General features: G+C 74.3%; 26 protein-coding genes. 23 read left to right on the top strand and 3 right to left on the bottom strand.

The genetic code is table 11. The features are described 5' to 3' along the window. Window positions 1-5: 5 nt before the first annotated feature. The 9 genes from AMIR_RS25890 (at window position 6) to AMIR_RS25850 (ending at window position 9,034) form a co-directional block, all read left to right on the top strand. A complete protein-coding gene (locus AMIR_RS25890) occupies window positions 6-2,114 on the top strand; it encodes a hypothetical protein (RefSeq protein WP_015803928.1) in 2,109 nt (702 codons plus the stop codon). A gap of 274 nt (window positions 2,115-2,388) precedes the next feature. Next, window positions 2,389-3,039: a ribulose-phosphate 3-epimerase gene (gene rpe, locus AMIR_RS25885; RefSeq protein WP_015803927.1), complete on the top strand. Its 651-nt coding sequence runs from the start codon at window positions 2,389-2,391 to the stop codon at window positions 3,037-3,039. A 107-nt stretch (window positions 3,040-3,146) separates the two neighbouring features. Further along, window positions 3,147-3,785: a riboflavin synthase gene (locus AMIR_RS25880; protein WP_015803926.1), complete on the top strand. Its 639-nt coding sequence runs from the start codon at window positions 3,147-3,149 to the stop codon at window positions 3,783-3,785. Continuing rightward, window positions 3,782-5,035 carry a bifunctional 3,4-dihydroxy-2-butanone-4-phosphate synthase/GTP cyclohydrolase II gene (locus AMIR_RS25875; RefSeq protein ID WP_015803925.1) on the top strand — a complete coding sequence of 418 codons (1,254 nt, stop codon included), beginning with the start codon at window positions 3,782-3,784 and terminating at the stop codon, window positions 5,033-5,035. The genes AMIR_RS25880 and AMIR_RS25875 overlap by 4 nt, the downstream gene beginning before the upstream one ends. Beyond that, complete coding sequence (gene ribH, locus AMIR_RS25870) at window positions 5,032-5,514, top strand: 6,7-dimethyl-8-ribityllumazine synthase (RefSeq protein ID WP_015803924.1); 483 nt, start codon at window positions 5,032-5,034, stop codon at window positions 5,512-5,514. Before AMIR_RS25875 ends, ribH begins: the two co-directional genes overlap by 4 nt. Continuing rightward, window positions 5,511-5,987: a PH domain-containing protein gene (locus tag AMIR_RS25865; RefSeq protein WP_015803923.1), complete on the top strand. Its 477-nt coding sequence runs from the start codon at window positions 5,511-5,513 to the stop codon at window positions 5,985-5,987. The genes ribH and AMIR_RS25865 overlap by 4 nt, the downstream gene beginning before the upstream one ends. Window positions 5,988-6,089: 102 nt before the next feature. Beyond that, window positions 6,090-7,442, top strand: a complete 1,353-nt coding sequence (locus tag AMIR_RS25860; protein WP_015803922.1) for a M28 family peptidase — start codon at window positions 6,090-6,092, stop codon at window positions 7,440-7,442. 153 nt (window positions 7,443-7,595) lie between these two features. Then, complete coding sequence (locus AMIR_RS25855) at window positions 7,596-8,093, top strand: SigE family RNA polymerase sigma factor (protein ID WP_015803921.1); 498 nt, start codon at window positions 7,596-7,598, stop codon at window positions 8,091-8,093. Continuing rightward, window positions 8,090-9,034 carry a hypothetical protein gene (locus tag AMIR_RS25850; protein ID WP_041837024.1) on the top strand — a complete coding sequence of 315 codons (945 nt, stop codon included), beginning with the start codon at window positions 8,090-8,092 and terminating at the stop codon, window positions 9,032-9,034. The genes AMIR_RS25855 and AMIR_RS25850 overlap by 4 nt, the downstream gene beginning before the upstream one ends. Window positions 9,035-9,040: 6 nt before the next feature. Here AMIR_RS25850 and AMIR_RS25845 read toward each other — a convergent pair whose 3' ends face one another. The 3 genes from AMIR_RS25845 to AMIR_RS25835 all read right to left on the bottom strand — a co-directional run bounded on the left by AMIR_RS25845 (window position 9,041) and on the right by AMIR_RS25835 (window position 12,147). Then, window positions 9,041-9,994 carry a helix-turn-helix transcriptional regulator gene (locus tag AMIR_RS25845; RefSeq protein ID WP_015803919.1) on the bottom strand — a complete coding sequence of 318 codons (954 nt, stop codon included), beginning with the start codon at window positions 9,992-9,994 and terminating at the stop codon, window positions 9,041-9,043. 63 nt (window positions 9,995-10,057) lie between these two features. After that, on the bottom strand, window positions 10,058-10,555 hold the full coding sequence (locus AMIR_RS25840) for a hypothetical protein (RefSeq protein WP_015803918.1): 498 nt from the start codon (window positions 10,553-10,555) through the stop codon (window positions 10,058-10,060). Next, complete coding sequence (locus AMIR_RS25835; protein ID WP_015803917.1) at window positions 10,555-12,147, bottom strand: helix-turn-helix domain-containing protein; 1,593 nt, start codon at window positions 12,145-12,147, stop codon at window positions 10,555-10,557. The genes AMIR_RS25840 and AMIR_RS25835 overlap by 1 nt, the downstream gene beginning before the upstream one ends. Window positions 12,148-12,391: 244 nt before the next feature. On the opposite strand from AMIR_RS25835, the gene AMIR_RS25830 reads away from it, so the two are divergent. The 14 genes from AMIR_RS25830 to secG all read left to right on the top strand — a co-directional run bounded on the left by AMIR_RS25830 (window position 12,392) and on the right by secG (window position 26,429). Next, window positions 12,392-12,883, top strand: a complete 492-nt coding sequence (locus AMIR_RS25830; protein ID WP_015803916.1) for a hypothetical protein — start codon at window positions 12,392-12,394, stop codon at window positions 12,881-12,883. 879 nt (window positions 12,884-13,762) lie between these two features. After that, entirely contained in the window at window positions 13,763-14,173 is a 411-nt protein-coding gene (locus AMIR_RS25825; protein WP_015803915.1) for a Rieske (2Fe-2S) protein, read from the top strand. A gap of 250 nt (window positions 14,174-14,423) precedes the next feature. Continuing rightward, a complete protein-coding gene (locus AMIR_RS25820; protein WP_015803914.1) occupies window positions 14,424-14,939 on the top strand; it encodes a Rieske (2Fe-2S) protein in 516 nt (171 codons plus the stop codon). Window positions 14,940-15,280: 341 nt separating this feature from the next. Next, a complete protein-coding gene (gene uvrC, locus AMIR_RS25815; protein WP_015803913.1) occupies window positions 15,281-17,230 on the top strand; it encodes an excinuclease ABC subunit UvrC in 1,950 nt (649 codons plus the stop codon). 26 nt (window positions 17,231-17,256) lie between these two features. Beyond that, on the top strand, window positions 17,257-18,114 hold the full coding sequence (rapZ, locus tag AMIR_RS25810) for an RNase adapter RapZ (RefSeq protein ID WP_049797187.1): 858 nt from the start codon (window positions 17,257-17,259) through the stop codon (window positions 18,112-18,114). Between the two features lie 2 nt (window positions 18,115-18,116). Next, window positions 18,117-19,163, top strand: a complete 1,047-nt coding sequence (locus AMIR_RS25805) for a gluconeogenesis factor YvcK family protein (RefSeq protein ID WP_084799267.1) — start codon at window positions 18,117-18,119, stop codon at window positions 19,161-19,163. Further along, window positions 19,154-20,140 (top strand): DNA-binding protein WhiA, encoded by a 987-nt coding sequence (whiA, locus tag AMIR_RS25800; protein WP_015803910.1) that lies wholly within the window; start codon window positions 19,154-19,156, stop codon window positions 20,138-20,140. Before AMIR_RS25805 ends, whiA begins: the two co-directional genes overlap by 10 nt. A gap of 127 nt (window positions 20,141-20,267) precedes the next feature. Next, entirely contained in the window at window positions 20,268-21,473 is a 1,206-nt protein-coding gene (locus AMIR_RS25795) for a hypothetical protein (RefSeq protein WP_015803909.1), read from the top strand. Between the two features lie 84 nt (window positions 21,474-21,557). After that, window positions 21,558-21,689, top strand: a complete 132-nt coding sequence (locus AMIR_RS42905) for a hypothetical protein (RefSeq protein ID WP_015803908.1) — start codon at window positions 21,558-21,560, stop codon at window positions 21,687-21,689. An 89-nt stretch (window positions 21,690-21,778) separates the two neighbouring features. After that, window positions 21,779-22,759, top strand: coding sequence for a hypothetical protein (locus AMIR_RS25790; RefSeq protein ID WP_015803907.1), 981 nt, complete (start codon window positions 21,779-21,781; stop codon window positions 22,757-22,759). 365 nt (window positions 22,760-23,124) lie between these two features. Next, a complete protein-coding gene (gene gap, locus AMIR_RS25785; RefSeq protein WP_015803906.1) occupies window positions 23,125-24,129 on the top strand; it encodes a type I glyceraldehyde-3-phosphate dehydrogenase in 1,005 nt (334 codons plus the stop codon). Window positions 24,130-24,148: 19 nt separating this feature from the next. Continuing rightward, the gene (locus AMIR_RS25780; RefSeq protein WP_015803905.1) at window positions 24,149-25,315 is read left to right on the top strand and encodes a phosphoglycerate kinase; all 1,167 of its coding nucleotides are present in this window, start codon (window positions 24,149-24,151) and stop codon (window positions 25,313-25,315) included. A 1-nt stretch (window position 25,316) separates the two neighbouring features. After that, a complete protein-coding gene (tpiA, locus tag AMIR_RS25775; RefSeq protein ID WP_015803904.1) occupies window positions 25,317-26,102 on the top strand; it encodes a triose-phosphate isomerase in 786 nt (261 codons plus the stop codon). A 93-nt stretch (window positions 26,103-26,195) separates the two neighbouring features. Further along, a complete protein-coding gene (gene secG, locus AMIR_RS25770; protein ID WP_015803903.1) occupies window positions 26,196-26,429 on the top strand; it encodes a preprotein translocase subunit SecG in 234 nt (77 codons plus the stop codon). Window positions 26,430-26,442 lie beyond the last annotated feature (13 nt).

Here is a 26,442-nt window from a genome sequence, read left to right as displayed (position 1 = left end):
TCCTGGTGCTCGACGGCCCGCCCTGGTTCGGCAAGGCCCGCGTCCTGGAGGCCGCCGTCGGCGCGGCCCGCGACCGCGGCTACACCCCGCTGCTCGCCAGGGCCCCCGGCGAGGTCGACCCGGCGGCCCTGCGCCGCGCGCCCCGCCCGCTGCTCGCCCTGAACGACGCGCACGCCGACCCGCCCGCCCTGCTGCACCTGCTGCCCGTGCTGCGCGAGCCGAACGTGACCGGCCTGCTCGCCATGACCTCGTCCCTCGCGGGCGACGAGGTCCGCCGCGGGCTGGCGGGCGCCGACGTCCTCCCGCTCGGCCCGGTCGACCCGGCCGCCGTGGAGCGGGCGCTGCGCGAGCTGCTCGAACTCCCGCCGCACCCCGACTTCACCGCGCTGGCCGCCACCGCGGGCGGCAACCCGAGGATGCTCGCCGAGCTGGTCGCGGGCCTGCGCGAGGAGGACCGCGTCGAGGTCCACGACGGCACGGCCCGGCCGGTGGAGGGCCCGCTGCCGCGCCGCGTCCGCGGCCTGATCGGCTCCAGGGTCGACGCGCTGCCGCCCGACGCGGCCAGGCTCCTGCGCGGCGCCTCCGCCCTCGGCGCGGGCTTCCGGCCGCACGACGCCGCCGCCGTCGCGGGCACCGGGGCCACCCCGGAGGCGGTGCGCGCGCTGATCGCCTCCGGCATCGTGCTGGAGCGGGGCGAGCGCCTGGAGTTCTGCTCGGAGCTGGTGCGCCGCGCCGTCGCCGAGGCCGTGCCCGCGCCCGCGCCGTGCCCACCGCCCGCCGCGCCGCACAGCGACACCGACCGGGCCCTGCTGCACCGCGTCCGCGCGCTGTCCGAGGACGGCCGCCTCGCCGAGGCCACCGGGCTGGCCACCTCGGGCCTGACCGGCGCGGCCCCGGACGTGACCGCCCTGCTGCACGTCGAGCTGGCCGGGATCAGGTTCGCCGAGGGCGACGCGGTGGGCGCCGACCTCCAGGCGGCCAAGGCGTGCTCCACCCGTGGAGCCGAGCCGGGCACCCGCGCGCTCGCCGAGGCGCTGCGGCTGCTCGCCAACTACTTCACCGAGGGGCCGCTGGCGGGCGCGCTGGCGCTGTCGGTGCTGTCCGCGCGGGGCCAGCAGACCGGCGACCCGGACGTGGTGATGGCCGCGTCGGTCCGCTCCTGCCTGGAGTGGTCGGCGGGCAACCTCGCGGAGAGCCTGTACTGGGGGCGCGAGGCCACCCGCTGGGAGCCGGGCGGGCCCACCACGTGGTGGCAGAGCTACTGCAACGGGGCGTTCGCGCTCAAGCTGTCCGCGCTCGGCGAGTTCGCGCAGGCCGAGCGGCTGGTCCGGCCGGACGACCCGGCGCAGCCCTGGGAGACCCCGCCCGGCGCGCGGGCGCTGCGGCTGTTCGCGCGTGCTCGGGTGCAGCTCCAGTCGGGCAGGCTCGTGCAGGCGCAGGTGACCGGCACGGCGAGCCTCGCGCTGGCCAGGGGCGGCGGCATCGAGCTGCTGATCCCGCTGCTCGGCGCGGTGCTGTCCACGGCGGCGCTGCTGCGCGGCGACCTGGCCGCCGCCGCCGAGCACGGCCGCCGCTGCCTGGAGGGCCCGTTCGCCCGCCGCCTCGCCGAGCTGATCGGCCAGCCCGACTGGGTGCTGCTCCGGCTCGCCGAGGCCCAGGACGGGCCCGCTCGGGCGGCCGAGCTGGCGCGCGGGTGCGCGGCCAGGCCGGGCGCGCTGCGCCGGGTGCTGATGGAGGAGTCCACGGCCGCGCCGTGGCTGGTCCGGGTGGCGCTGGCGGTGGGGGACGCGGGGCTGGCCGACCTCGTGGTCGACGCGGCGGCGGACCTGGCGGCGGCCAACCCCGGCACCGGCGTGCCCGCCGCGTCCGCCGCGCACGCCCGCGCCCTGCGCGACCACGACCCGGCGGCCCTGCGCACCGCGACCACCGCCCACCGCCACCCGCTGACCAGGGCCCTGGCCTGCGAGGACCTGGCCGAGCTGCTCGCCGGGCGCGGCGACGCGGCCGGGGCGGCGGAGCAGGCCGAGCGGGCGCTGCGCGGCTACGAGCGCATGGGCGCGGAGCGCGAGGCGGCCCGGCTGCGCGCGCGGACCACGGGCGCCCAGCCGGTGTGAGGGCGCCGAGCGCGCGGCGGCCCGCCCCACCGCTCACCGGAAGCCCACCGCAGCGCCGGACCGAAGCGGCGGCCGGTCCCGCCCCCACGCGCCCCGCCCCGCACCCGTCAGCGCGTCCCGCCCCGCACCCGGCCCCGGTGAGACCCGCCACCAAACCCCGCCCCCACACCCCCGGAACCCCAGCTCACCGCCCCGAGATCCCCCGACCGGGCCATCCGCCGCGCACCCCGCGGGCCCGCGAACCCTAGACTCGACCACCGTGGTCCACCAGCCGATGATCGCCCCCAGCATCCTGTCCGCCGACTTCGCGCGCCTGGCGGACGAGGCCGCCGCCGTTTCCGGCGCCGACTGGCTGCACGTCGACGTCATGGACGCGCACTTCGTGCCGAACCTGACCCTCGGCCTGCCGGTGGTGAAGTCGCTGCGCAAGGCCACCGACATCCCCCTCGACTGCCACCTCATGATCGAGGACCCGGACCGCTGGGCGATCGGCTACGCCGAGGCGGGCGCCCACAACGTCACCGTGCACGCCGAGGCCGCCGCCGACCCGGTCAAGCTCGCCAAGGACCTGCGCGCCGCCGGGTCCAGGGCCGGCCTGTCGATCAAGCCCGGCACCAGCCTCGACTCGGTCGTCGACGTGCTCAAGCACTACGACACCCTCCTGGTGATGTCCGTCGAGCCCGGCTTCGGCGGCCAGAGCTTCATGCCCGAGGTGCTCGACAAGGTCCGCACCGCCCGGAACCTGGTCGACACCGGCCACCTCAAGCTGGTCATCGAGATCGACGGCGGCATCAACGCCGACACCATCGCGCAGGCCGCCGAGGCGGGCGTCGACTGCTTCGTCTCGGGCTCCGCCGTCTACGACGCCGCCGACCCGGCGAAGGCCCTGGAGTCCCTGCGCGGCCTGGCCGCAGCAGCCCGGTGACCCCCCGAATCCCACCCGGCGGTGCGCGGGCCGAACCGGCCACCGCTCCGCCTACCCTGGCAGGCGTGCCCGCCACCGCGCGGGTCGAAGGCCGCTGAGGAGGAACTGTGTTCACCGGGATCGTGGAGGAGCTGGGCGAGGTCGTCGAGGTGACCGACCTGCCGGACGCGGCGCGCGTGACCATCTCTGGTCCGCTGGTGACCGGTGACGCGAAGCACGGCGACTCCATCGCCGTGAACGGCGTCTGCCTCACCGTCGTCGACGTCGTGGACGGCGCGTTCACCGCCGACGTCATGCGCGAGACCCTGGTCCGCTCCAGCCTGGCCAAGGTCGCGGGCGGCGACCGGGTCAACCTGGAGCGCGCCGCCGCCGTCGGCCAGCGCCTCGGCGGCCACATCGTGCAGGGCCACGTGGACGGCACCGGCGTCGTGCTGTCCAGGGAGCCCTCCGAGCACTGGGAGCTGGTGCGCTTCTCCCTGCCCGCCAGGCTCGCCCGCTACCTCGTGGAGAAGGGCTCCATCACCGTCGACGGCGTGTCCCTGACCGTCGTGGACGTCACCGCCGACTCGTTCAGCGTGAGCCTCATCCCGGCCACCCTGGAGGCCACCACCCTCGGCCGCCGCCAGCCGGGCGACCCGGTGAACCTGGAGGTCGACGTGCTGGCCAAGTACGTCGAGAAGCTCGCCCTCCCGCACCTGCCCGCCGAGAGCGCCGGGACCGCCGAGAGCGCCGGGACCGCCGGGTGAACCGCTTCGCCGACATCGAGCGCGCCGTCGCGGACGTCGCCGCGGGCCGCCCGGTCATCGTCGTGGACGACGAGGACCGCGAGAACGAGGGCGACCTGATCTTCGCCGCTGAGAAGGCCACCCCCGAGCTGGTCGCCTTCATGGTCAGGCACACCTCCGGCTACATCTGCGTGTCCCTCACCGAGGCCGACTGCGTCCGCCTCGACCTGCCGCCGATGTACCACACCAACCAGGACGAGCGCGGCACCGCGTACGCCGTCACGGTCGACGCCAAGCAGGGCGGCACCACCGGCATCTCCGCCGCCGACCGGGCCCGCACCATCCGCCTGCTCGCCGACGCCACCGCCACCCCCGCCCACTTCACCCGCCCCGGCCACGTGGTCCCGCTGCGCGCCCGCGACGGCGGCGTCCTGCGCCGCACCGGCCACACCGAGGCCGCCGTCGACCTCTCGCGCCTGGCGGGCCTCGCCCCGGTCGGCGTGCTCTGCGAGATCGTGTCGCAGAAGGACGAGGGCGACATGGCGCAGCGCGAGGAGCTGGAGGTGTTCGCCGCCGAGCACGACCTGGCGCTGATCACCATCGCCGACCTGGTCGCCTACCGCAGGCGCGTCGAGGTGCAGGTGCAGCGGGTCGCCGAGGCCCGCATCCCCACCGCGCACGGCGTGTTCCGCGCCTACGGCTACGACAGCAAGGTCGACGGCATCGAGCACGTCGCGCTGGTGTGCGGCGAGGTCGGCGACGGCGAGGAGGTGCTGGTCCGGGTGCACTCCGAGTGCCTGACCGGCGACGTCCTCGGCTCGCTGCGCTGCGACTGCGGCCCCCAGCTGGACGCGGCGCTCGCCGCCGTGGCCGCCGAGGGCCGGGGCGTCGTGCTGTACATGCGCGGGCACGAGGGCCGGGGCATCGGCCTGGTGCACAAGCTCCAGGCGTACCAGCTGCAGGACGCGGGCGCGGACACCGTCGACGCCAACCTCGACCTGGGCCTGCCCGCCGACGCCCGCGACTACGGCACCGGCGCGCAGATCCTCGTCGACCTGGGCGTCCGGTCGATGCGGCTGCTCACCAACAACCCGGCCAAGCGGGTCGGCCTGGAGGGCTACGGGCTGCGCGTGGCCGACCGGGTGCCGCTGCCGGTGTCGCCGAACCCCGAGAACCTGCGCTACCTGCGCACCAAGCGGGACCGGATGGGGCACGAGCTCCAGCTGGACCCCGAGGAACCGATCACCAGCGGCACGGAGGGCGTGGAATGAGCGGCGAGGGCCGTCCCGCCGCCGAGGTCCCGGACGCGGCGGGGCTCAGCCTCGCGGTCGTGGCGACCCGGTGGCACGGCAGGATCACCGACCGGCTCGTGGAGCGGGCGGTGGCCGCCACCGAGCTGGCGGGCGCGACGGCGAGGACGGTCGTGCGGGTCGCGGGCGCGGTGGAGCTGCCCGTCGTGGCGCAGGCGCTGGCCCGCACCCACGACGCGGTCGTCGCGCTGGGCGTGGTCGTGCGGGGCGGGACCCCGCACTTCGAGTACGTGTGCGACGCGGTCACGGCCGGGTTGACCAGGGTGGCGCTGGACGAGTCCACCCCGGTCGGCAACGGCGTGCTGACCTGCGACACCGAGGAGCAGGCGGTGGCCAGGGCCGGGTTCGACGGCTCGGTCGAGGACAAGGGGCACGAGGCGGCGGTGGCCGCGCTGGAGGCGGCGCTGGTGCTGCGTGCCGTCAACGAGGGGTCAGGGTGAGCGCGGTGGCAGGGAAGGCGGCGGAGCGGGTGGCGCAGGAGGTCCCGGCGGTCCAGTTCCGGCCGAAGAAGATCCGCACGGTCGCGTACGCGTCCGCCGCGCTGCTGGTGGTGGTGTTCGCGGTGGTCGGCTGGCTGCTCGGCGACACCCCCACCGGGGTGATCTTCCGGACCTCCGACCAGATCGCGATGGCGCTGCTGGGCGTCGTGCTGGCGGGCGCCGTGCTGCTGCTGGCCCGGCCGAGGGTGCGCGCCGACGCCGAGGGCGTCGAGGTGCGCAACCCGGTGACCTCGTACAAGTTCGCCTGGGCCGACGTGCTGAAGGTGTCGTTCCCGGACGGCGCGCCGTGGGCGCGGCTGGAGTTCCCCGAGGACGAGTACGTGTCGATCATGGCCGTGCAGGCCGTCGACCGCGAGCACGCCGTCGCGGCCGTGCGCGCGCTGCGCGAGCTGCACAAGGCGGCCACCCGCTGAGTGGTTCCGCAGGCGAACCGGGTGGTCCGCCTGCGGGGCCCTTGTCGGCGCGGCACGGGCTCCCTACGTTCGGGTGATCGACTCGAACCCGTGGGGAGCCCCATGCGCAGACGTGACGTCCTGATGGCCGCGGCGGCAGGTGTGGTCGTCGCCGGCCTGAACCCCGGAGCGGCCCTGGCCGCTGCCCGAGAGCAGCGGCCGGGCGCCTCGGCCGCCCCGGACCTGGCGCTGGCCGACCTCCCCGTGGTGTCTCGGGTGCGCGCGGGCGAGGCGCTGAACCACCTGCGGGTGCTCAGCGAGCGCATCGGGCAGCGCATCGGCGGCACCACCTCCGAGCACCGGGCCCGCGACTACCTCGCCCAGGTCCTGACCGACCTGAACTACCGCGTGGAGCTCCAACCGTTCCCGGTCGCGGACAAGTACCTCTCCACGCTCACCCCGGCGGGCGCGGGCACCTGGGACGCGGGCGCCTCCCGGTTCGGCGCGCTCGACGCCACCGCCTCCGGCGTCCTCGTGGACCTCGGCGCGGGGACCGACCTGCCCGCCGACCTCACCGGCAGGGTCGCCCTGCTGGTCAACGTCCCCACCGGGTCCCCGATCCCGGCCGACCTGGTCGCCAGGGGAGCGGCGGCCGTCCTCCTCGGCCGGGTGAACGCGGCGGGCGCGGGCAAGGCCGGCGCGTTCTCCCCGACCCTGCCCACCACCGTCACCGTCCCGGTGCTCGGCCTCGCCCAGGTCCACGTGGAGCGGCTGCGCGCGCTCGGCGGCCCCGTGCCGCTGACCGTGACCACGGCGCTGCACGCGAACCTGACCTCGTACAACGTCATCGCCGAGCGCCCCGGCCTGCTCCCCGGCCGCGACACCGGCGTCGTCATGGTCACCGCCCACTACGACACCGTGATCGGCTCGCCGGGCGCCAACGACGACGGCAGCGGCACCGTCCTGGCCCTCGAACTGGCCCGTGTCCTGCGGCACCTGCCCACCCACAAGGCGCTCCGCTTCGCCCTGTGGGGCTCGGAGGAGCAGGGGCTCATCGGCTCCCGGCACTACGTCGACCAGCTCACCGACGTGGAGGCGGCCCGCATCCGGGGCGTGTTCCAGAACGACATGGTCGCCACCAGCCACGGCCCCGCGACCGCCTACTGGCTGCTGTCCGTGGACGGCGGGAACAACAGCACCACCTCCCAGGTCGCGGCGGCGGCGGGCAGGCTCGGCTACAGCTCCCGCGTGCACGGCCCGGTGCAGCGCGGCAGCAGCGACCACGTGCCGTTCCACGAGCGCGGCATCGCGGCGGCCAACTTCAGCTGGCGCGGCGAGGGCGGCCCGGCCGAGCTGGAGCCGCTGTACCACACCCCCGAGGACACGATCGCGGCCAACGTGAGCCAGGAGCGCCTGCAGGTGTCCCTGGAGCTGATCGGCTCGGCCGCCTACCGCCTGGCAGGCACCCCGCGCTGATCCCCTTCCGCACGGGGCGCCTCCACGGGCGGTCGGGCCGCACCCGGTCCGGCCGCCCCGACGCCCTCCGCCCGCTGGAAATGTCCGTCGCGCCGTCAACCCCCGACCTCGTGAACGCGTAGAAGCGGTGACCGCGAGACGAAGGGCCGAGAGTTGAAACGCGACGAGGAGTTCACCCGGTTCTACACCGGGCACTTCGATCAGGCCCGCCGCACCGCCTACGCGATGTGCGGCAACTGGTCGGACGCGGAGGAGATCACCCAGAACGCGTTCGTGCGCGTGTACTCCGCGTGGGCCAGGGTCCGCAGCGAGACCGCCGAGGCGTACCTGCGCACGGTCGTGACCAGGGTCTTCCTGGACACCCGGCGGCGCAGACGGGGCCGCGAGCAGGCCGTGGCGGAGCCGCCCGAACGCCCGGTGCCCCCGGACACCGAGTCCGCCGAGCACCGCCAGAACCTGATCCCCGCCCTGCAGGAGCTGCCGCCGCGCCAGCGCGCGGTGATCGTGCTCCGGTTCGTCCACGACCTGTCCGTGGAGCAGGTGGCCCAGACCATGGGCTGCACGCAGGGCACGGTCAAGAGCCAGACCTCGCGCGGCCTGGAGGCGCTCCGCCGCGCCTTCCCCCGCGCACACCCCAGGGAGCGCACGTGATGTGGGAAGACGACGAGCTGCGCGCCGCGCTGCGCGCCGAGGTCGACGGCCCGGACCCCCGGCCCGCGACCGGGTTGGACGAGGTCCTGCGCCGGGGCCGCCGCCGGGTCCTGCTGCACCGCACCGGCGCGGTGGCGGCGACGTTCGCCCTGGTCGGCGGCGCGGCGCTGGGCATCGGCTCGCTCAAGGGCATCGCCCAGCCGCCCTCCCCGGCGAACCCGGCGCTGTCCACGGTCACCACCGCGCCCTCCACCACCCCGGACGAGCGGTGGCCGCGCGTGGAGCTGCCCGGCGAGAAGCAGACCAGCACCTCGAACCACTACCCGGCGCCCGACAGCTGGGAGGTCAGCGCCCCGGCGCGGTGCGAGGGGAACACCAACGTGGTCTGGTTCGAGACCTCCAGCCCCCAGCCGCTCTACGACGAGCTGGTCGGAGCGCTGAGGCAAGCGCTCCTGGACAACGCGGGAGACCTCCGGGTCGGGGAGGTCACCCAGTACGCGCTGCCCGAGCGGCAGCGGGGCTACGGGGAGACCTACGCGAACATCACCGACCTGTCCGACGCCGAGGGGGTGGGCAGCGTCCGCCTCAGCGCGGGGATGCACCGGACGGAGCGCCTCACCCCGACGCAGATGGCCGACCAGGACCTGGTCGACGTGGAGGGCTGCGCCCCGCCCCGCCGGATCACCCTGGACAACGGCGCCGTCATCCAGTACCACGACGCCTCGGTCCGGCAGCCGCACGACTCCCTGGTCATGAACCTGCGGATCTACTCCCCGACCGGCTGGCGCCTGCTGCTCTCCCAGCGCAGCTTCGGCAGCCCGGACTTCCGGGACGACGGGAACGGCTTCCGCGAGCGCGTCGGCGCGGGCCGGAGGACCCTGCCGCTCGACGAGGCGCGGTTCACCGCGATCGGCAAGTCCCTCGCCGAGTGGTGGCGCTGACCCGCCTCAGCCGACCGCCCGGCCGAACCGCTCGCCCAGCACCCGCAGGTGCTGGGCGAGCTCGGGCGAGCCCACCAGCGTGAACTCGAACCCGAGCACCCCCACCCACATCCCCAGCTCCACCACCGACGACGCCCCCATCACGACCCGCGTGGTGCGCTCGTCGATCGGCGTGATGCTCACCGAGGTCCGCGACACCCGCGCCGCGACCTCCTCGTGCGGCGCGTGCACCACCAGCTCGGCCCGGTGCTCGTAGGGGGCCACCGCCAGCTGCTCCGACACGTACGCCACCAGGTCCTCCGCCGGGGCCTCCCGGCGCGGGAACCGCCCGCCCAGCGCGGGCTCGCCCTCGAACCGGTCGACCCGGAACGTGCGCCAGTCCGCCCGGTCCACGTCCCACGCCACCAGGTACCAGCGCCACCCGGTGTGGGCCAGCCCGAACGGCTCCACGTGCCGACGCGACCCGGCCCCGTCCTTGCCCCGGTACCCGAACCGCAGCCGCTGCGCGTCCCGGCAGGCCCCGGCGATCACCGCGAGCGCGTTGGCGTCCACCCGCACGGCGGGCGCGGCCAGCGACACGGTGTGCCGCTGCAGCGCCGCCACCCGCCTGCGCAGCCGCGACGGCAGCACCTGCTCCAGCTTCGCCAGCGCCCGCACCGAGCTCTCCTCGATGCCGTGCACCGTGCCGCCCGCCGCCGTGCGCAGGCCGATGGCGACCGCGACGGCCTCCTCGTCGTCCAGCAGCAGCGGCGGCAGCTCGGCACCCGCGCCCAGCTGGTAGCCGCCCGCCGCGCCGGGCAGCGAGGACACCGGGTAGCCGAGCGACCGGAGCTTGTCGACGTCGCGGCGCACCGTGCGCACCCCGACGCCGAGCCTCCCGGCCAGCTCCGGCCCGCTCCACTCGCGGCGGACCTGGAGCAGCGACAGCAGCCTGAGCAAACGCGCGGAGGTCTCCAACACGCGTCCCAGTGTGGCGGTGAACCAGGTCAGGAACGGTCCTGGTTCACCAGCTCCGCCCCCGGCTCACGACTTCCGGCGCGCGCCGGGCGGCCACACCACGACCACCGGCACCCCGGACGCCACCGCGTGCTCGACCACGTCCCCGGTGCCGCCCTTGCCGCCCGAGGGCAGCCCGTCCCACACCGCGACCACGAAGTCGACGCTCGCCAGCATCCGCTCGTTGGCCATCACGTACGCGTACCGCCCGGACACCTCGTTGGGCAGCACGCTGACCACCGTCGCCCGCCCCAGCAGCTCGTCGTACTCCGCCAGGTTGTGCGGTTTTATCTTGTCCCGGTAGTCCGCCGCGGGGAGCACCACCTCCACCTCCCCGCCCATCCCCAGCACCACCCGCGCGAACAGCTGGTCGGCTCCGGCGGCCAGGCAGGTCACCCCCACCAGGGATGACCCGCCCGCCGCCTCGTCCTCCAGTGCCGCGTCCAGTGCCGCGCGGATCCCCGCGCCCACCTCGTCGACGCATTCGGGCGCCAGATTGCTGTGCCCGGTGATCCCAACCCGCATCAGGCCGTCCGCACTCCCCGGATCGCCTCGCGGGTGTCGCGCACCAGCGGGAGTTCCCGGTGCCGCTCCGCCTCCTTCGCGAAGTCCTGCAGCTTGCGCACGACCCGGCCGGAAGCCAGGCCGACCGCGGTGGGCAGGACCTGTTGGATCAAACCGCAGGCGGCCTCCGGATCGCCAGCCGCCATCTTGGTGCGGGCCAGACCGATCACGTCGAACGCCCGGTTGCGCACCCGCGCCGGGTCGCGCAGCTCCAGCGCCCGCAGGATGTGCTTCTCGGCCAGCAGCGCCTGGCTCGGGTCGTGCGCCGCCAGGTCCCGCAGCCGGGCCCCGATCACCCCTTCCAACTCCGCCTCGTCGAAGCTCTGCAACCACCAGGGCTCGGAACCGTGCTCGCGCTGGGCGAAGCTGTCCTGCGCCTGGCCCACCGCCCGGTGGAACTCCTTGACCCTGCCGAGCTGCGCGTACGCCCACGCCTCCCTGGTCAGCAGCAGCGCCTGCAGGGTCGGCGTGGCCTTGCGGCGGGTCCCGTACTGGGCCAGCTGCACCAGGTCCAGGCCGTCCTCGGGCCGCCCCAGGTCGAACATCTGCCTGGCCATCGCGGCCAGGCACAGCGCCGCGAACGCGTCGTTGTGCCCGGCCTTGGCCATGCGCACGCCGAGCACGTAGTACCGCTGGGCCGCGTCGTGCATCCCCGCGTCCCACGACATGCTCGCCGCGACCTTCGACAGCTCGGCGCCGATGAAGAACGCCCGCTCCGTCGTCGGTCCCGCCGGGGCCCTGGTCAGCCGCTCGGCCAGCTCCTCCAGCTGGCCCAGCACCGCCTTGCGCGCCAACCCGTACCCGCCCCGACCGCCCCAGCCGCGCAACCCGTCGGCGACGTGCTGCAGTGCGGCCAGCTCCTCCTCGCTGATCGCCGCGCTGGACGACCACCTGGTGAGCGGCTGCAGCGGGTGCAACCACCGCTGCAGCGGCTCCACCAGCGTGGGGCCCATCGTGACGGCGGCTGCTCCGGTGAGCGCCGCCCGTCTGCTGATCGCCAAGTCGCTCCTCGCCGTTTCCTCGACCGATCTGGCTATGCTCGACGCGTCCCACGCTGCGACGAGCACATCGGGCGGCGCCCCGCGTTCGGGGGCCGCCTGGCTGGGAATGCCGACGCGGTCGAACCACAGCCGGTCGCCGGGGATGCTCAGGGCGCGCGCGAAGTGGCGCAGTCGCTCGATCCGGTCGATCGGGTTCTCGCCGGTCTCGTACCGCGACAGCTGCGCCTGGCTGATTCCCAGCCAGGTGGCCATGCGGTCCTGGGTGATCCGGCTGACGTGCTGCGGGTGGTGCCGGTAGGCGGCCAGGACCGCCCCCATGTCCCTGGCCGCGAACGCGGAGGCCAGCACGGGGTGGTCCCAGAACTCTTCGGTCAGGGCGGGGGGCCCGTAGATGTCGGCGCGCGCGTTGCGCCTGCACCGGTGGCAGAGCCGGTCCGAGTTGTCGGCGGCTATCAGCGCCCCGCAGGACGGGCACGCGCGCCTGGTGCTGGTGGCTCTTCGTCCGTTCGCTTCCATCGGCTCGCTCCCGTCACTGAGCGTGGCCACCAGCATAGGGAACCGTCACCACGAGTCCATGCATTTCGTGCATAAAGGCGTGTGGTGGTCCTGGCCAGGGGCTGGTGACGCCGTGTGGTGGATGGGGGCCATTCATGCGGTGCATCAAACCGATCCGGGCGTGGTGTGGTGACTGCTCCCGGTTGGACCCACTCTGCGTGTGTACGGGGCGGGGGGCAACCCCCCTCGCCGCACAGCCCACCAGACCTACGACCACCCGACCGGGGAGGGGCCTCCGCCGATGACCGTCACCACCACCGCACACAGCACGAACCCGCGCCCGCGACCGCGCGACCGCGCGCACCAGCAGGCGCTGGGAGAGGCGATCGCGGGCTACCGGCTGCTCGGCTGGAAGGTGTCCGTGACCGAGCAGGGCGTGTTCCTCCCGCTGGGACCGGCGACCACCGCGCTGGCCATGCCCGCGAGAATCGGCTCCAGGGTCCTGGCCGACCTGAAGGCGAGGATGCTGGCCGGGCCGGTCACGGTGATACCGGGGCCGAGGGAGCACTGGATCTTCCTCGCGGAGCTGGTCGCGCTCCTGCCGACCCACCTGAAGGCCCCGCCGGAGGTCCAGTTCGTGCGCTCCCCGCAGCGCATCGCCCTGCCGCCGACGATGACCAGGTACGGCTCGCTCCGGTGGGCGAACCCGCCGTCGCACTCGCGGCACTGGTTCCCGCCGTTCACGGCGGTGCTGGCGCTGGCCAGGTCGGCGGCGGCGCAGGACGAGCGGTAGGGGACGGCCGGGCGCCCGACCGCGGGCGCCCCGGCGACGGGCCGGGACTGGGAGGTCCGGCCGGTGGACCGGGGTGGCCGGTGGCCCGACCGACGGCGGCTGGTGGGAGCGGGTCGCAGGGCTGCCACCAGCGGCGCGGCGGGCGGGAGGCGGTCGGCGGGCGCTTGACCCGCGACGCGCTGAGCGGGAGGTCCGGGTCAGGGCTTCCCGCCGGTCGCGGCGGGTGCGAGGCGTGCTCCGCGGGTGCGTGAGCGGTCCGGGAGGGCGATCAGCGGGTGCTCGGCGGCGGGCACGGGGCTGGTCGTGGCGGACGGCGCGGCGGAGCGGGTTCTGGCCGGTGTCGGGGGTGGAGCCCCGGCTGCCGGTCGGTCGACCGGCGAGAGGGTCGACCAGCAGGGCCGCGGGGGCCTGCCGGCGGTGAGGCGACGCCACCGGCAGGCGCCCGCGGGGTCCCGACCCGAACGGGACCCCGGTGGAGGTGCTCGCCAGCGGTCCCCACCTGCGGGGGAGGGGGCCTGCGACGGGCACGGGGCGGGTGGGGTGCCGACGCCACCCGCCCACTGCCGCACCCGGTCCCACCAGTGCTTTCGCCCCCGCCCGAGCCGCCGTGCGACGGGCTCGCGACCGGCTCGCGACCGGCTCGCGACCGGCTCGCGACCGGCTCGCGACCGGCTCGCGACCGGCGGACTTCACTCGCCGGTGGTCCCCCGCGCGGGGGATGCCCGGCGTCCTGACGCCGGACCGACTTCCGACTGCACTCCGCCGGGTGCCGCCGTCCGGACGGCTCCGGCCGGTTCAGGGGGTCACGCGGTCGCCGCCCTGGCGGCTGCTCCCGAGCCCCCTGCCCGTCCCGCCGGACGGCCGTCGCAGAATGCTCCCGTGGATCGGCGAACCCTCCTGTGCGGCCTGCTCGCGCTCACCACCCCCGTCGTCGCGACCGCCTGCGGCCCCGGCGCGCCGACCCGCCGTCCCGGCGTGGGCAGCGGCAAGCCCGGTGATCGGATCGCGGCGCTGGCCGACGTGCCCGTGGGCGGTGGCGCGCTGGTCGACGTGTCCACCGACGGGCAACTCCTGCTGCTCCGCCCCGCCGAGACCGAGCTGCGGGCCTTCAACCCGGCCTGCCCGCACGCCGGAGCCACCGTGAACCCGCCCACCGGGGGCTCGGTCGCGTGCCTGGCGCACGGCAGCACGTTCGACCCCGCCACCGGCGAGGTGCGGTCCGGCCCGGCGAAGCAGGACCTCACCGAGGTCCCCGTAAGGGTGATGGACCAGGACGTTCTGCTCGCCTGATCGGGTGGACTTCCCGGAGCTCGCTTTCCGAACCGCGTGGAATGTCAATTCATCGAGCCTGTTTCACCGCAAAGTGTCAGCACCCCTCGAACGTGCAAGCCGTCACCACGTTCCGCTTAACCCCCACCTCACCTCAGCCTGTTGATCGGCTGTCGGGACGACCGCTGAACTTGCCGCCTCCCCCGCGCGTGCCGAGTGTGGTCCGGGCAACCCGAACCGCCCCACCACCACGGACCGACGGAGGACCAAGGTGACCACCACCGACCCAGGCCCCCTCTCCCGCAGGCGCGTGCTCTGCGGAGTGCTCGTCGCGCTGGCCGTCCCCGGAGGCCTGGCGGCCTGCGGCGACGGCGGCTCGTCGAGCAGCGCCCCCACCACCGGCTCGACCGGGACCGGGGGCGGCGCCACCACCGGCGGCGCGTCCACCCCGGCGACCTCGGCCACCGGCGGCTCCGCGACCTCGGGCGGCCAGTCCCTGGTGGCGCTGGCGGACGTCCCCGACAACGGCGGCGTGGTCGTGGACGGCCCGAAGGGCAAGCCGCTCGTCCTGGTCCGCACCGGCGGCGAGGTCAAGGCCTACGACGCGACCTGCCCGCACGTCGGCGAGACGGTGGGCGCCCCGAAGGACGGCACCATCACCTGCCCGGCGCACGGCAGCCGGTTCGACGCGTCGACGGGCGAGGTCACCAACCCGCCCGCGCAGCGCGGCCTGACCGCCGTGCAGGTCGCGGTCCAGGGCGACCAGGTCGTGTACGTCGGCCCCTGAGCGGGGAGGCTGCTGACGGGGGCGGCTCCTGGCTGGGGATGGGACGCGGGCCAACGTCCGCCGACCGCCTGCCGGGCGCTGGCAGTGCGTCAACCACCAGCCGCCGCTCACCGGGGGCCAGCTGCCGAGGACAAGCCACCGGGTGCCTGCCGCAGCCGCGCGGGCGTCCGCACGCCGCGACCGGGCCCGCCCACCGCCAGCACCGGGCGGTCGGCGGGCCCGCGCGCCCCCGCCGCGCCGCCCACCCGCCCCGCAGCCGCTCCCGCCCCCGTGCCACGCCCCCGACCTGCGCCGTCCCGGCCTGCCGGAGAGTTGTCGGACCCCGCACGTAGTCTTGTCCCGTGGCCGACCCGTCGACCTACCGACCCGCCGCCGGGAGCATCCCGGAGGCCCCCGGTGTCTACAAGTTCCGCGACCCCACTGGGCGGGTCGTCTACGTCGGCAAGGCGAAGAACCTCCGCTCCCGGCTGAACTCCTACTTCGCCGACCTCTCCGGCCTGCACCCGCGCACCCGCCAGATGGTCACCACCGCCGCGAGCGTCGAGTGGACCGTTGTCGGCACCGAGGTCGAGGCGCTCCAGCTGGAGTACAACTGGATCAAGGAGTTCGACCCGCGCTTCAACGTCCGCTACAAGGACGACAAGTCCTACCCGATGCTCGCGGTGACCCTGAACGAGGAGATCCCGCGCCTGCACGTCTACCGGGGCCCGCAGCGCAGGGGCGTGCGCTACTTCGGCCCCTACCCGCACGCCTGGGCCCTGCGCGAGACCCTGGACATGCTGCTGCGCGTCTTCCCCGCCCGCACCTGCACCGGCGGCGTCTTCAAGCGCCACGAGCAGATGGGCCGCCCCTGCCTGCTCGGCTACATCGACAAGTGCTCCGCCCCCTGCGTCGGCCGGGTCTCCCCGGACGAGCACCGGGCCATCGTCGGCGAGTTCTGCGACTTCTTCGCGGGCCGCACCGACGGCATGGTCCGCCGCCTGGAGCGCGAGATGAACGCCGCCGCCGAGGAGCTGGAGTTCGAGCGGGCCGCCCGGCTGCGCGACGACCTGTCCGCGCTGCGCCGCGCCGTCGAGAAGCAGGCCGTCGTGCTCGGCGACGGCACCGACGCCGACGTGGTCGCGTTCGCCACCGACGACCTGGAGGTCTCCGTCCAGGTCTTCCACGTGCGCGGCGGCCGGGTGCGCGGGCAGCGGGCCTGGGTGGTGGACCGGGAGAACTCCGAGGGCGTCCCCGCCCTGGTGGACCGCTTCCTCACCCAGTTCTACGGCGGCCAGGCCGAGGCCGCGGGCGCCGCCGCCGAGGACGCCGCCCCGGTGCCGCGCGAGGTCCTCGTGCCCGAGCTGCCCGACGACGCCCCCGCCCTGGAGCGCTGGCTGGGCGGCCTGCGCGGCACGAAGGTCGGCCTGCGGGTGCCGCAGCGCGGCGACAAGCGCGACCTCATGGCGACCGTCGAGCGCAACGCCAAGGAGGAGCTCCAGCAGCACAAGCTGCGCCGCGCGGGCGACCTCACGGCCCGCTCCGCCGCCCTCCAGGAGCTCCAGGACGCCCTCGACCTGCCCAGCGCGCCGCTGCGGATCGAGTGCGTCGACATCAGCCACACCCAGGGCACCGACGTGGTCGCCTCCCTCGTGGTCTTCGAGGACGGCCTGCCGCGCAAGTCCGAGTACCGCCGCTTCGCCCTGCGCGAGGCCGCCACCGAGGGCGACGTCGCCTCCATCGCCGAGGTCGTGCGCCGCCGCTTCCAGGCCTACCTGAAGGAGACCGCCGAGGCGGGCGACGACGCCAAGCCCGGCATCGACCCGGAGACCGGCAAGCCCCGCCGCTTCGCCTACGCGCCGAACCTGCTGGTCGTGGACGGCGCCGGACCGCAGGCCACGGCCGCCGCGGGCGTGCTCGCCGAGCTGGGGATCGAGAACGTCGCCGTCGTCGGACTCGCCAAGCGCCTGGAGGAGGTGTGGCTGCCGGACGACCCGGACCCGACTATCCTGCCCCGCACCAGCACAGCCCTCTACCTGCTCCAGCACCTGCGCGACGAGGCGCACCGGTTCGCCATCGCCTACCACCGCCAGAAGCGGTCCAAGCGCATGACGGCCTCGGAGCTGGACGACGTGCCCGGCCTCGGCCAGACGCGCAAGGCGGCGCTGCTGAAGCACTTCGGCTCACTGCGGAAGCTGCGTGAGGCGAGCATCGAGGAGATCAGCGGGGTGCCCGGTGTGGGACGGCGCACCGCCGAGGCCGTGCGCGCCAGACTGGGCGCGGCGGCCGGTACCGAAGGGGAGCGAACGTGAGCGAAACCGCCGGGGAGAAGTCCGGCATCGAGGTCGCGGTGGTGACGGGCCTGTCGGGGGCGGGCCGGTCCACCGCCGCGAAGTGCCTTGAGGACCTCGGCTGGTTCGTCGTGGACAACCTGCCGCCCGAGCTGATCTCCACCATGGTGGAGCTGGGCGCGCAGGCCAGGGGAGCCATCACCAGGGTCGCGGTCGTCATGGACGTGCGCAGCCGCGCGTTCACCGACGACCTCGCCGCCGTCATCAAGGACCTGGACGCGCGCGGCTACAAGCCGAAGGTGCTGTTCCTGGAGGCCACCGACGACGTGCTGATCCGCCGCTTCGAGTCGGTCCGCCGCGGCCACCCGATGCAGGCCGACGGCAGGCTCGCCGACGGCATCGAGGCCGAGCGGGTGCTGCTGACCCCGCTGCGGGAGGAGGCCGACCTGGTCCTGGACACCTCGGCGCTGTCCGTGCACCAGCTGCGCGCCAAGATCGAGGACACGTTCGGCACCGAGTCGGCCACCCGCACCCGCGTCACCGTGCTGTCCTTCGGCTACAAGTACGGCCTGCCGATGGACGCCGACCTGGTCATGGACGTGCGGTTCCTGCCGAACCCGTTCTGGATCCCGGAGCTGCGCGAGCAGACCGGCCTTGACGGGGAGGTGCGCAACTACGTCCTCACCCAGGAGGGCGCCGAGGAGTTCCTCGACCGCTACCACGAGCTGCTGCGCCTGATCGGCGCCGGCTACCGGCGCGAGGGCAAGCGCTACCTGACCCTGGCCGTGGGCTGCACCGGCGGCAAGCACCGCAGCGTCGCGATCTCCGAGGAGCTGGCGGGCAGGCTCGCCACCGAGGACGGCATGGCCGTGAAGGTCGTCCACCGGGACCTGGGTCGCGAGTGAGCCTGTCCGCTGTCGCGCTGGGCGGCGGCCACGGGCTGCACGCCACGCTCACGGCGCTGCGCAGGCTCACCGACGACGTCACCGCCGTGGTGACCGTCGCCGACGACGGGGGGTCGTCGGGCAGGCTGCGCCGCGAGCTCGGCCTGCTGCCGCCCGGCGACCTGCGCAAGGCCATGGTGGCGCTGGCGGACGACGACGCCTCGTCGGCGCTGTGGTCCACGCTGTTCCAGCACCGCTTCGGCGGCACCGGCGCGCTCGCGGGCCACGCCGTCGGCAACCTGGTCCTCGCGGGCCTGCTCGAGCAGCTCGGCGACCCGGTCGCCGTGCTGCGCGAGGCGGGCAGGCTGCTGGGCGTGCGCGGCACCGTGCTGCCCATGTGCACCGAGCCGCTGGAGATCGAGGCCGACGTGACGGGCCTCGACGAGGACGACGACGAGGTCAGGCGCATCCGGGGGCAGGTCGCGATCGCCACCACGCCCGGTCGGGTGCAGCGCATCCGGCTGCACGGCCCCGGCCGCCCGAGCGAGCCGCCGCGCGGTTGCCCGGAGGCGGTGCGGGCCGTGCTGGACGCGGACGTGGTGCTGCTCGGGCCCGGCTCGTGGTTCACCAGCGTGCTGCCGCACCTGCTCGTGCCGGAGCTGCACGACGCGCTCGTGCGGACCCGCGCGCGCAAGGTCGTGGTCCTCAACCTTGTCCCCCAACCGGGCGAAACCGAGGGCTTCTCCCCGGAGCTGCACCTGGACGTGCTGTCCGAGCACGCGCCCGGACTGCGCGTCGACGCGGTCGTCGCGGACGCCGACTCGGTGCCCGTCCCGGACCGGCTCAGGCGCGCCGCCGCAGCTCTGGGGGCTGTGGCGCACCTGTCGGGCGTCGCGGTGCCCGGCGCTCCGGACCGGCACGACTCGGCCGCGCTGGCCGAGAGCATCCGGCGCGCGCTGGCCGGGGCGGGGGAGGACGGGGCCGACCCGTCCAGTACAACGCTGCGTGAGTCGAGTGCGACGCAGCGTGAGCAGAGCGAGAGCAGGGGAGGACCACAGCCGTGGCGATGACGTCGGCGGTCAAGGACGAGCTGAGCAGGTTGGCCGTGTCCAAGACCTGCTGCCGCCGGGCGGAGGTGGCCTCGCTGCTGCGCTTCGCGGGCGGGCTGCACATCGTGGGCGGCCGGGTGGTGGTCGAGGCCGAGCTGGACCTGGGGTCCACGGCGCGGCGGCTGCGCAGGGAGATCCACGAGCTGTACGGGCACCAGTCCGACGTCTTCACGATCACCTCCAGCGGGCTGCGCAAGGGGACGCGGTTCGTGGTGCGCGTGGTCAAGGACGGCGAGGGCCTGGCCAGGCAGACCGGCCTGCTCGACCCGAGGGGGCGGCCCGTGCGCGGGCTGCCCGCGCCGGTGGTGTCCGGCGGGGTGTGCGACGCCGAGGCGGCGTGGCGCGGCGCGTTCCTGGCCCACGGCTCCCTCACCGAGCCGGGCCGCTCCTCGTCGCTGGAGGTGACCTGCCCCGGTCCCGAGGCGGCGCTGGCGCTGGTCGGCGCGGCGCGGCGGATGGGCATCGGGTCGAAGTCGCGGGAGGTGCGCGGCGCGGAGCGGGTCGTCATCAGGGACGGCGACGCCATCGGGGCGATGCTGACCAGGCTCGGCGCGCACGACAGCGTGCTGGCCTGGGAGGAGCGGCGGATGCGCCGCGAGGTGCGGGCCACCGCGAACCGCCTGGCGAACTTCGACGACGCCAACCTGCGCCGCTCGGCGCGGGCGGCCGTCGCGGCGGCGGCGCGGGTGCAGCGGGCGCTGGAGATCCTCGGGGCGGAGGCCCCGGACCACCTGGCGGCGGCCGGTCAGCTGCGGCTGGCGCACCGGCAGGCGTCGCTGGAGGAGCTGGGGCAGCTGTCGGAGCCGCAGATGACCAAGGACGCGGTGGCCGGGCGGATCCGGCGGCTGCTGGCCATGGCGGACAAGCGGGCGCGCGACCTGGGGCTGCCGGACACCGAGTCGGCGGTCACGGCGGACATGCTGGAAGCCGAGGTGTGACCCCTCGCGCGGCGGGCCGTTCCGAGACCGGGACGGTCCGCCGCGCGGGGTGACGGCGGTGGGGGGACGACCGGTCGGGTGGTGGGCTCGTCCGGAAACGCCGCGCCCGTGGTGCGAGGATTGACCGGTGAGCGAGTTCCCCGAGGCGGGCGACGAGTCCGCCCCACCCCACCCCGCCGCGCCCCAGCCCGCCGAGGCCGGTCCCGCCGGGGCGGTCGTGCCCGAGCAGCCGGTGGTCGTGGCGCGGATTCCCGGCATGTCACCGGTGTACGCGCAGGTCCCCGAGTACCTCCAGGCCCAGGCCGACCAGGCGCGCGCCGCGCAGGCCGCCGCGCAGGCGCAGGCGGCGGCGTTCCCGGCCGGGCCGCAGCAGGGTGACGCCCAGCAGGGCCAGTTCCCGCAGGCGGGGTTTCCCCAGGCCGGTGCGCCCCAGTCCGGCCCGCAGGCCGCGCTCCCGCAGGCCGGGTTCCCACAGACCGGGTTTCCGCGGACCGGCCCGCAGTCCGCGCTCCCGACCGCCGGTTTCCCCCAGTCCGGCCCGCAGGCCGCCCTCCCGACCGCCGGTTTCCCGCCGCCCGGCTCGTCCGCCCCCGGTTGGGGCACGCCCGCCCAGGGCTTCCCGCAGCCCGGCGCGTACCCGGCCCACCCCGCACCCCAGCCCGCCCCGTTCCGGACCGGGCGGGTGCTGACGGCGGTGCTCGGCGGCGTCCTCGCGCTCGTCCTCGTCGTGCTCGGCGGTTTGTGGGCGGCCGGCTACCCGCTCGTGCGCGACCCCCAGTCCCGCGCCCAGGCCACCGCGACCCCGCTCGACCCCACCGACGTCCCCCTGGACTCGGAGGAGTCGCCGCTCGACTACAAGTCGCCGCACGGCGAGCAGCGCAACGCGGCCATGCCCGAGGAGTGCGACCTGAGCGACGCCACGCTCAAGCGCGCCCGGACCTCCAACCGCTACGAGAGCGAGGAGTTCTTCGGCTTCGCGTTCTGCTCCTACGGCACGATCAGCACGATCGACGGCTCCGTCCGCCGCGACCTCTACGTCTCCGTCTACGAGGCGGAGGACGACGTCGAGCTGGAGGAGTGGTACGACGACGACGTGTACGACTGGGGCAGCGTCCGCCAGGTCCAGGGCCTCGGCGAGCGCGCGAAGCTGCTGGCCCAGCCCGCCGAGTCGGACTCGGTCATGGGCGTGCAGCTGAAGGTGGTCTCCGGGAGCACCGTGTACGAGATCGGCTACGCCGGGTTCGAGACCGACTCGTTCCTGTCGCCGGAGATCCCGGACGAGCTGTCCGAGGAGATCGCGACGGTGGTCGCGCGGGAGCTGCTGGGGCGCTGACGGGCGGTCCCGGACGCCATCGCCGTCGCCGTGGCGCGTGATCTTCTCCGCAGGTGAGCGCGGTGAAGCAGGGGGCGGCGTGACGTGGCGAACGCTTTCCCCGGAACGGGGGAGCCGCTCGCCCGCCGGTGCCACCATCAGCGGCTCCTCTCGGCGCTGGCCGAGGTCGCCGAGGCGGTCGTGACGGCCGTCGCGCGGGACGTGGTCGGCCGGTAGCGCGGTGCGGCGGGGGAGGAGCGGGGTGAGGTGGCAAACGCTTTCCGGGTAACGTGGAAATCGGTTGGCCGTGGTGCGAGCATTGCCCGGTGAGCACGCCCCCCGCGAGGGCTGACGAGTCCCCCGCACCCCAGTCCCCCGACGAGAACCCGGTGACCGGCGAGCAGCCCGTGACGGCCGCGCCCGCGCAGGCGCCTGCCGCGCCCGTCGTGGTCGCGCAGATCCCCGGCCACGGGCCCGTCTACGCGCAGTACCCGCAGGCCCCGCCACCCGTCGAGCCCCACCCCGGCCCGTACCCTGGGCAGTACCCGTACTACCCCGGCCAGCCCCCGCACCAGGGCCGGCCCCCGCATCCCGGCCCGCACGGCCACGCCCCCTCCGGCTTCGGCGCGCCGCCTCCCCCCAGGCCCGCCGACCGCGGCGGCGTCGTGGCCGTGGTGGGGTTCGTGCTCGTCCTGGTGCTCGGCATGCTCGCCGTCGCGGTCTCCGCCGACCGGGGGTCCGAGCGGCGCGCGAGGGACGAGCAGCCGATCACCTTCACCCTGCCGCCCGTCCAGGCGATCACCCCGCCGCCGATCATCGCCACCGAGCCGCCCACCGGCAGGGTCCAGGCGCAGATCGGCGCCCGGATGAGCCCCGAGTGCGACCTGGCCGACGCGCTGCTGGAGCGCGCCAAGACCCGCAACCGCGCCGAGGGCCGCAGCGACAGCTACTTCGCGAACTGCGACTACCGGACCCTCGCGGACGCGGACACCGGCTACCGGGAGCTCCAGGTCACCGTGGGCGCGTTCGACTACCCCGACATCCGGAACGACTGGTTCGACGAGGAGTACGGCCGCCGCTGGGACGAGGTCCGCGAGCTGCCCGGCGTCGGCGAGCGGGCCAAGGTCATGCTCCGGCCGACCGACCGGTCCGGCGACATGGTCACCATCAAGGTCGTCTCGGGCGTGCGCATCTACGAGGTCGTCTACGGCGGCACGGTCCGCGACTCCTACCTCGCCGACCCGATCCCCGCCGCCGAGGCCGAGGCGATCGCGATGGAGGTGCTCCAGGCCGTGATGGCCAGGTGAACCGAACCCCGCTACCCCCGAAGGACCAACCAGCGCACCCCCGGACAGCCCCCGCGCCTCCTCCGGAAGGGGTCGCCTCCCCAGCGCCCACGGGACCGGCGACCCTGCTCCCGCCCGCCTGACCACCTGTCTCGCCCGCGTTTCGGCGGTATTGCCCCGAGCGGTCGGGACCTTCGTCACGACCTGTCGGAGAACATGGTCATTACTGGCGGGTAACAGTGGATTTTCTTGTTCGATAAAGACATCCTGGTGGCCATAAGGCCAGGGCCGCAGGACTGGGGATAGGCTGGCCGATGGCTGCCGCAGGCGGCCCAACCGCACGCCCCCTGGCGCCGAGGCGCCAGCGACGATCGAGGAGACGCACCGTGACGGTTCGCGTAGGTGTCAATGGTTTCGGCCGCATCGGCCGCAACTTCTGGCGCGCCGTTCAGGCCAGTGGTCACGACATCGAGATCGTGGCCTTCAACGACCTCGGTGACGTCAACACGATGGCTCACCTGCTGAAGTACGACTCCATCCTCGGGCGCCTCGACGCCGAGGTCGGCGTGAACGACGAGGGCATCGTCGTCGACGGCAAGACCATCAAGGCCCTCGCCGAGCGCGACCCCGGCAAGCTGCCCTGGAAGGACCTCGGCGTCGACGTCGTCGTGGAGTCCACCGGCTTCTTCACCGACGCCACCACCGCCCGCAAGCACGTGGACGAGGGCGGCGCCAAGAAGGTCATCATCTCGGCCCCGGCCAAGAACGAGGACCTCACCGTCGTGTTCGGCGCCAACGAGGGCCTCTACGACGGCACCCAGACCGTCATCTCGAACGCGTCCTGCACCACCAACTGCCTCGCCCCGCTGGCGAAGGTGCTGCACGACGAGTTCACCATCGAGCGTGGCCTCATGACCACGATCCACGCGTACACGCAGGACCAGAACCTGCAGGACGCGCCGCACAACGACCTGCGCCGCGCCCGCGCCGCCGCCCTGAACATCGTGCCCACCAGCACCGGCGCCGCCAAGGCGATCGGCCTGGTCCTGCCCGAGCTCAAGGGCAAGCTGGACGGCTACGCGCTGCGCGTGCCCGTGCCCACCGGCTCGGCCACCGACCTGACCGTCACCGTGGGTCGCGAGACCACCGTGGACGAGGTCAACGCCGCCTTCAAGAAGGCCGCCGAGGGCTCCCTCAAGGGCTACCTGCGCTACAACACCGACCCGATCGTGTCGGCCGACATCGTCACCGACCCGGCGTCCTGCATCTACGACGCCCCGCTGACCAAGGTCATCGGCAACCAGGTCAAGGTCGTCGGCTGGTACGACAACGAGTGGGGCTACTCCAACCGCCTCGTCGACCTCGTCAACCTGGTCGCCGGCAAGCTCTGAGCAAGGGGACGACTGCACAGTGAAGACTCTTGGCGACCTCATCGCCGAGGGTGTGTCGGGTCGGCGCGTCCTGGTGCGCGCCGACCTGAACGTCCCCCTCGACGGCAGCAGGATCACCGACGACGGCCGCGTCCGCGCGTCGGTGCCCACGATCAAGGCGCTCGTCGACGCGGGCGCCCGCGTCCTCGTGGCCGCGCACCTGGGCCGCCCCAAGGGCGAGCCCGACCCCCAGTTCTCCCTCGCCCCGGTCGCCGCGCGGCTGGGCGAGCTCCTCGGCCAGACCGTGGAGATCGGGACCGAGACCGCCGGTGACGGCACCGTGGTCCTGCTGGAGAACATCCGCTTCGACGCCCGCGAGACCAGCAAGGACGCCGCCGAGCGCGAGGCGCTGGCGGACGAGCTGGCCGCGAAGGCCGACGCGTTCGTGTCCGACGGCTTCGGCGTCGTGCACCGCAAGCAGGCCTCCGTGTACGACGTGGCCAAGAAGCTCCCGCACTACGCCGGTGGGCTCGTGCTGGCCGAGGTCGAGGTGCTGCGCAAGCTCACCGACGACACCCGGCGCCCCTACGTCGTCGTCCTCGGCGGCGCGAAGGTCTCGGACAAGCTCGGCGTCATCGAGAACCTGCTCACCAAGGTCGACCGGCTCCTGGTCGGCGGCGGCATGGCCTACACCTTCCTCAAGGCCCAGGGCCACGAGGTCGGCAAGTCGCTGCTCCAGGAAGACCAGATCGACAAGGTCAAGGGCTTCCTGGCGGAGGCGGAGAAGCGCGGCGTCGAGCTGCTGCTCCCCGTCGACTTCCTCGCCGCCACCGGCTTCTCCGCCGACGCCGACCACACCGTGGTCGCCTTCGACGAGATCCCGGCCGACCGCGAGTGCCTGGACATCGGCCCCGCCTCCCGCGAGCTGTTCGCCTCGAAGCTCGCCGACGCGAAGACCGTGTTCTGGAACGGCCCCATGGGCGTGTTCGAGTTCGAGAAGTTCTCCGGCGGCACCCGCGCGGTGGCCGAGGCGCTGATCGCCAGCGAGGCGTTCACCGTCGTCGGCGGCGGCGACTCCGCCGCCGCGGTCCGCTCCCTCGGCCTGCCCGAGGACGGCTTCTCGCACATCTCCACCGGCGGCGGCGCGTCGCTGGAGTACCTGGAGGGCAAGGAGCTCCCCGGCGTTTCCGTGCTGGAGGAGGACTGACGTGGCGCGCACTCCGCTGATCGCGGGCAACTGGAAGATGAATCTGAACCACCTGGAGGCCATCGCCCTGGTGCAGAAGATCGCCTTCGCGCTGCCCGAGAAGTACTACGCCAAGGTCGAGGTGGCGGTGCTCCCGCCGTTCACCGACATCCGCAGCGTGCAGACCCTCGTCGACGGCGACAAGCTCCTGCTCAAGTACGGCGCGCAGGACCTGTCCCCGCACGACTCGGGCGCCTACACCGGCGACATCTCGGGCGTGATGCTCGCGAAGCTCGGCTGCTCCTACGTCACCGTGGGCCACTCCGAGCGGCGCGACTACCACGGCGAGGACGACGCGACCGTCAACAAGAAGGTCAAGGCCGCCCTCAAGCACGGGATCACCCCGATCTTCTGCCTCGGCGAGAAGGTCGACGTGCGGGAGAAGGGCGAGCACGTCGCCTTCTGCACCGACCAGCTCGTCGCCGGCCTCAAGGGCCTGACCGCCGAGCAGGTGCGCGGCGTCGTCATCGCCTACGAGCCCGTGTGGGCCATCGGCACCGGCAAGGTCGCCAGCGCGGCCGACGCGCAGGAGGTCTGCTCGGCGCTGCGGGTCAAGCTGGCCGAGGCGTACGGCGAGGACGTCGCGTCCGAGGTCCGGGTGCTCTACGGCGGCTCGGTGAAGTCCGGCAGCGTCGGCGAGCTGATCGCGCAGAAGGACGTCGACGGCGCCCTCGTGGGCGGCGCGAGCCTGGACGGCGACGAGTTCAGCAAGCTCTGCGCGCTCGCCGCGGGTGGTCCCCTACCCTGACCACTGGCCTGAACACCCTGGCCACCCGCGTCGTCCACGTACGGCAGTCGACCGGGTACTCTGTGGCGTCACCTGCCTGACAGCGAGGAAGAGATGAACACTTTCCTGCAGATCCTCCTGATCGTGTCCAGCCTGCTGCTCATCCTGCTGGTGCTGCTGCACCGCGGTCGGGGCGGCGGTCTGTCTTCGCTGTTCGGTGGCGGTATGCAGTCGAGCCTGTCCGGTTCCAGCGTGGTGGAGAAGAACCTGGACCGCCTGACGCTGTTCGTCGGCGCGATCTGGGTGATCGCCATCGTGGGCATCGGCTTGATTCAGAAGGTCGCCTGACAACTCCGGTCGG

The sequence above is a fragment of the Actinosynnema mirum DSM 43827 genome, from assembly GCF_000023245.1.
Classification (GTDB): Bacteria; Actinomycetota; Actinomycetes; order Mycobacteriales; family Pseudonocardiaceae; genus Actinosynnema; species Actinosynnema mirum.
The sequence above is the reverse complement of the archived record's forward strand: the minus strand, read 5'-3'. Positions and strand labels throughout refer to the sequence as shown.

Excerpts from the sequence above, each read along its gene's own strand:
- rpe (WP_015803927.1), top strand. The coding sequence starts at position 2,389 with ATGATCGCCCCCAGCATCCTGTCCGCCGACTTCGCGCGCCTGGCGGAC.
- ribH (WP_015803924.1), top strand. The coding sequence starts at position 5,032 with ATGAGCGGCGAGGGCCGTCCCGCCGCCGAGGTCCCGGACGCGGCGGGG.
- AMIR_RS25860 (WP_015803922.1), top strand. The coding sequence starts at position 6,090 with ATGCGCAGACGTGACGTCCTGATGGCCGCGGCGGCAGGTGTGGTCGTC.
- AMIR_RS25840 (WP_015803918.1), bottom strand. The coding sequence starts at position 10,555 with ATGCGGGTTGGGATCACCGGGCACAGCAATCTGGCGCCCGAATGCGTC.
- AMIR_RS25835 (WP_015803917.1), bottom strand. The coding sequence starts at position 12,147 with ATGCTGGTGGCCACGCTCAGTGACGGGAGCGAGCCGATGGAAGCGAAC.
- AMIR_RS25830 (WP_015803916.1), top strand. The coding sequence starts at position 12,392 with ATGACCGTCACCACCACCGCACACAGCACGAACCCGCGCCCGCGACCG.
- secG (WP_015803903.1), top strand. The coding sequence starts at position 26,196 with ATGAACACTTTCCTGCAGATCCTCCTGATCGTGTCCAGCCTGCTGCTC.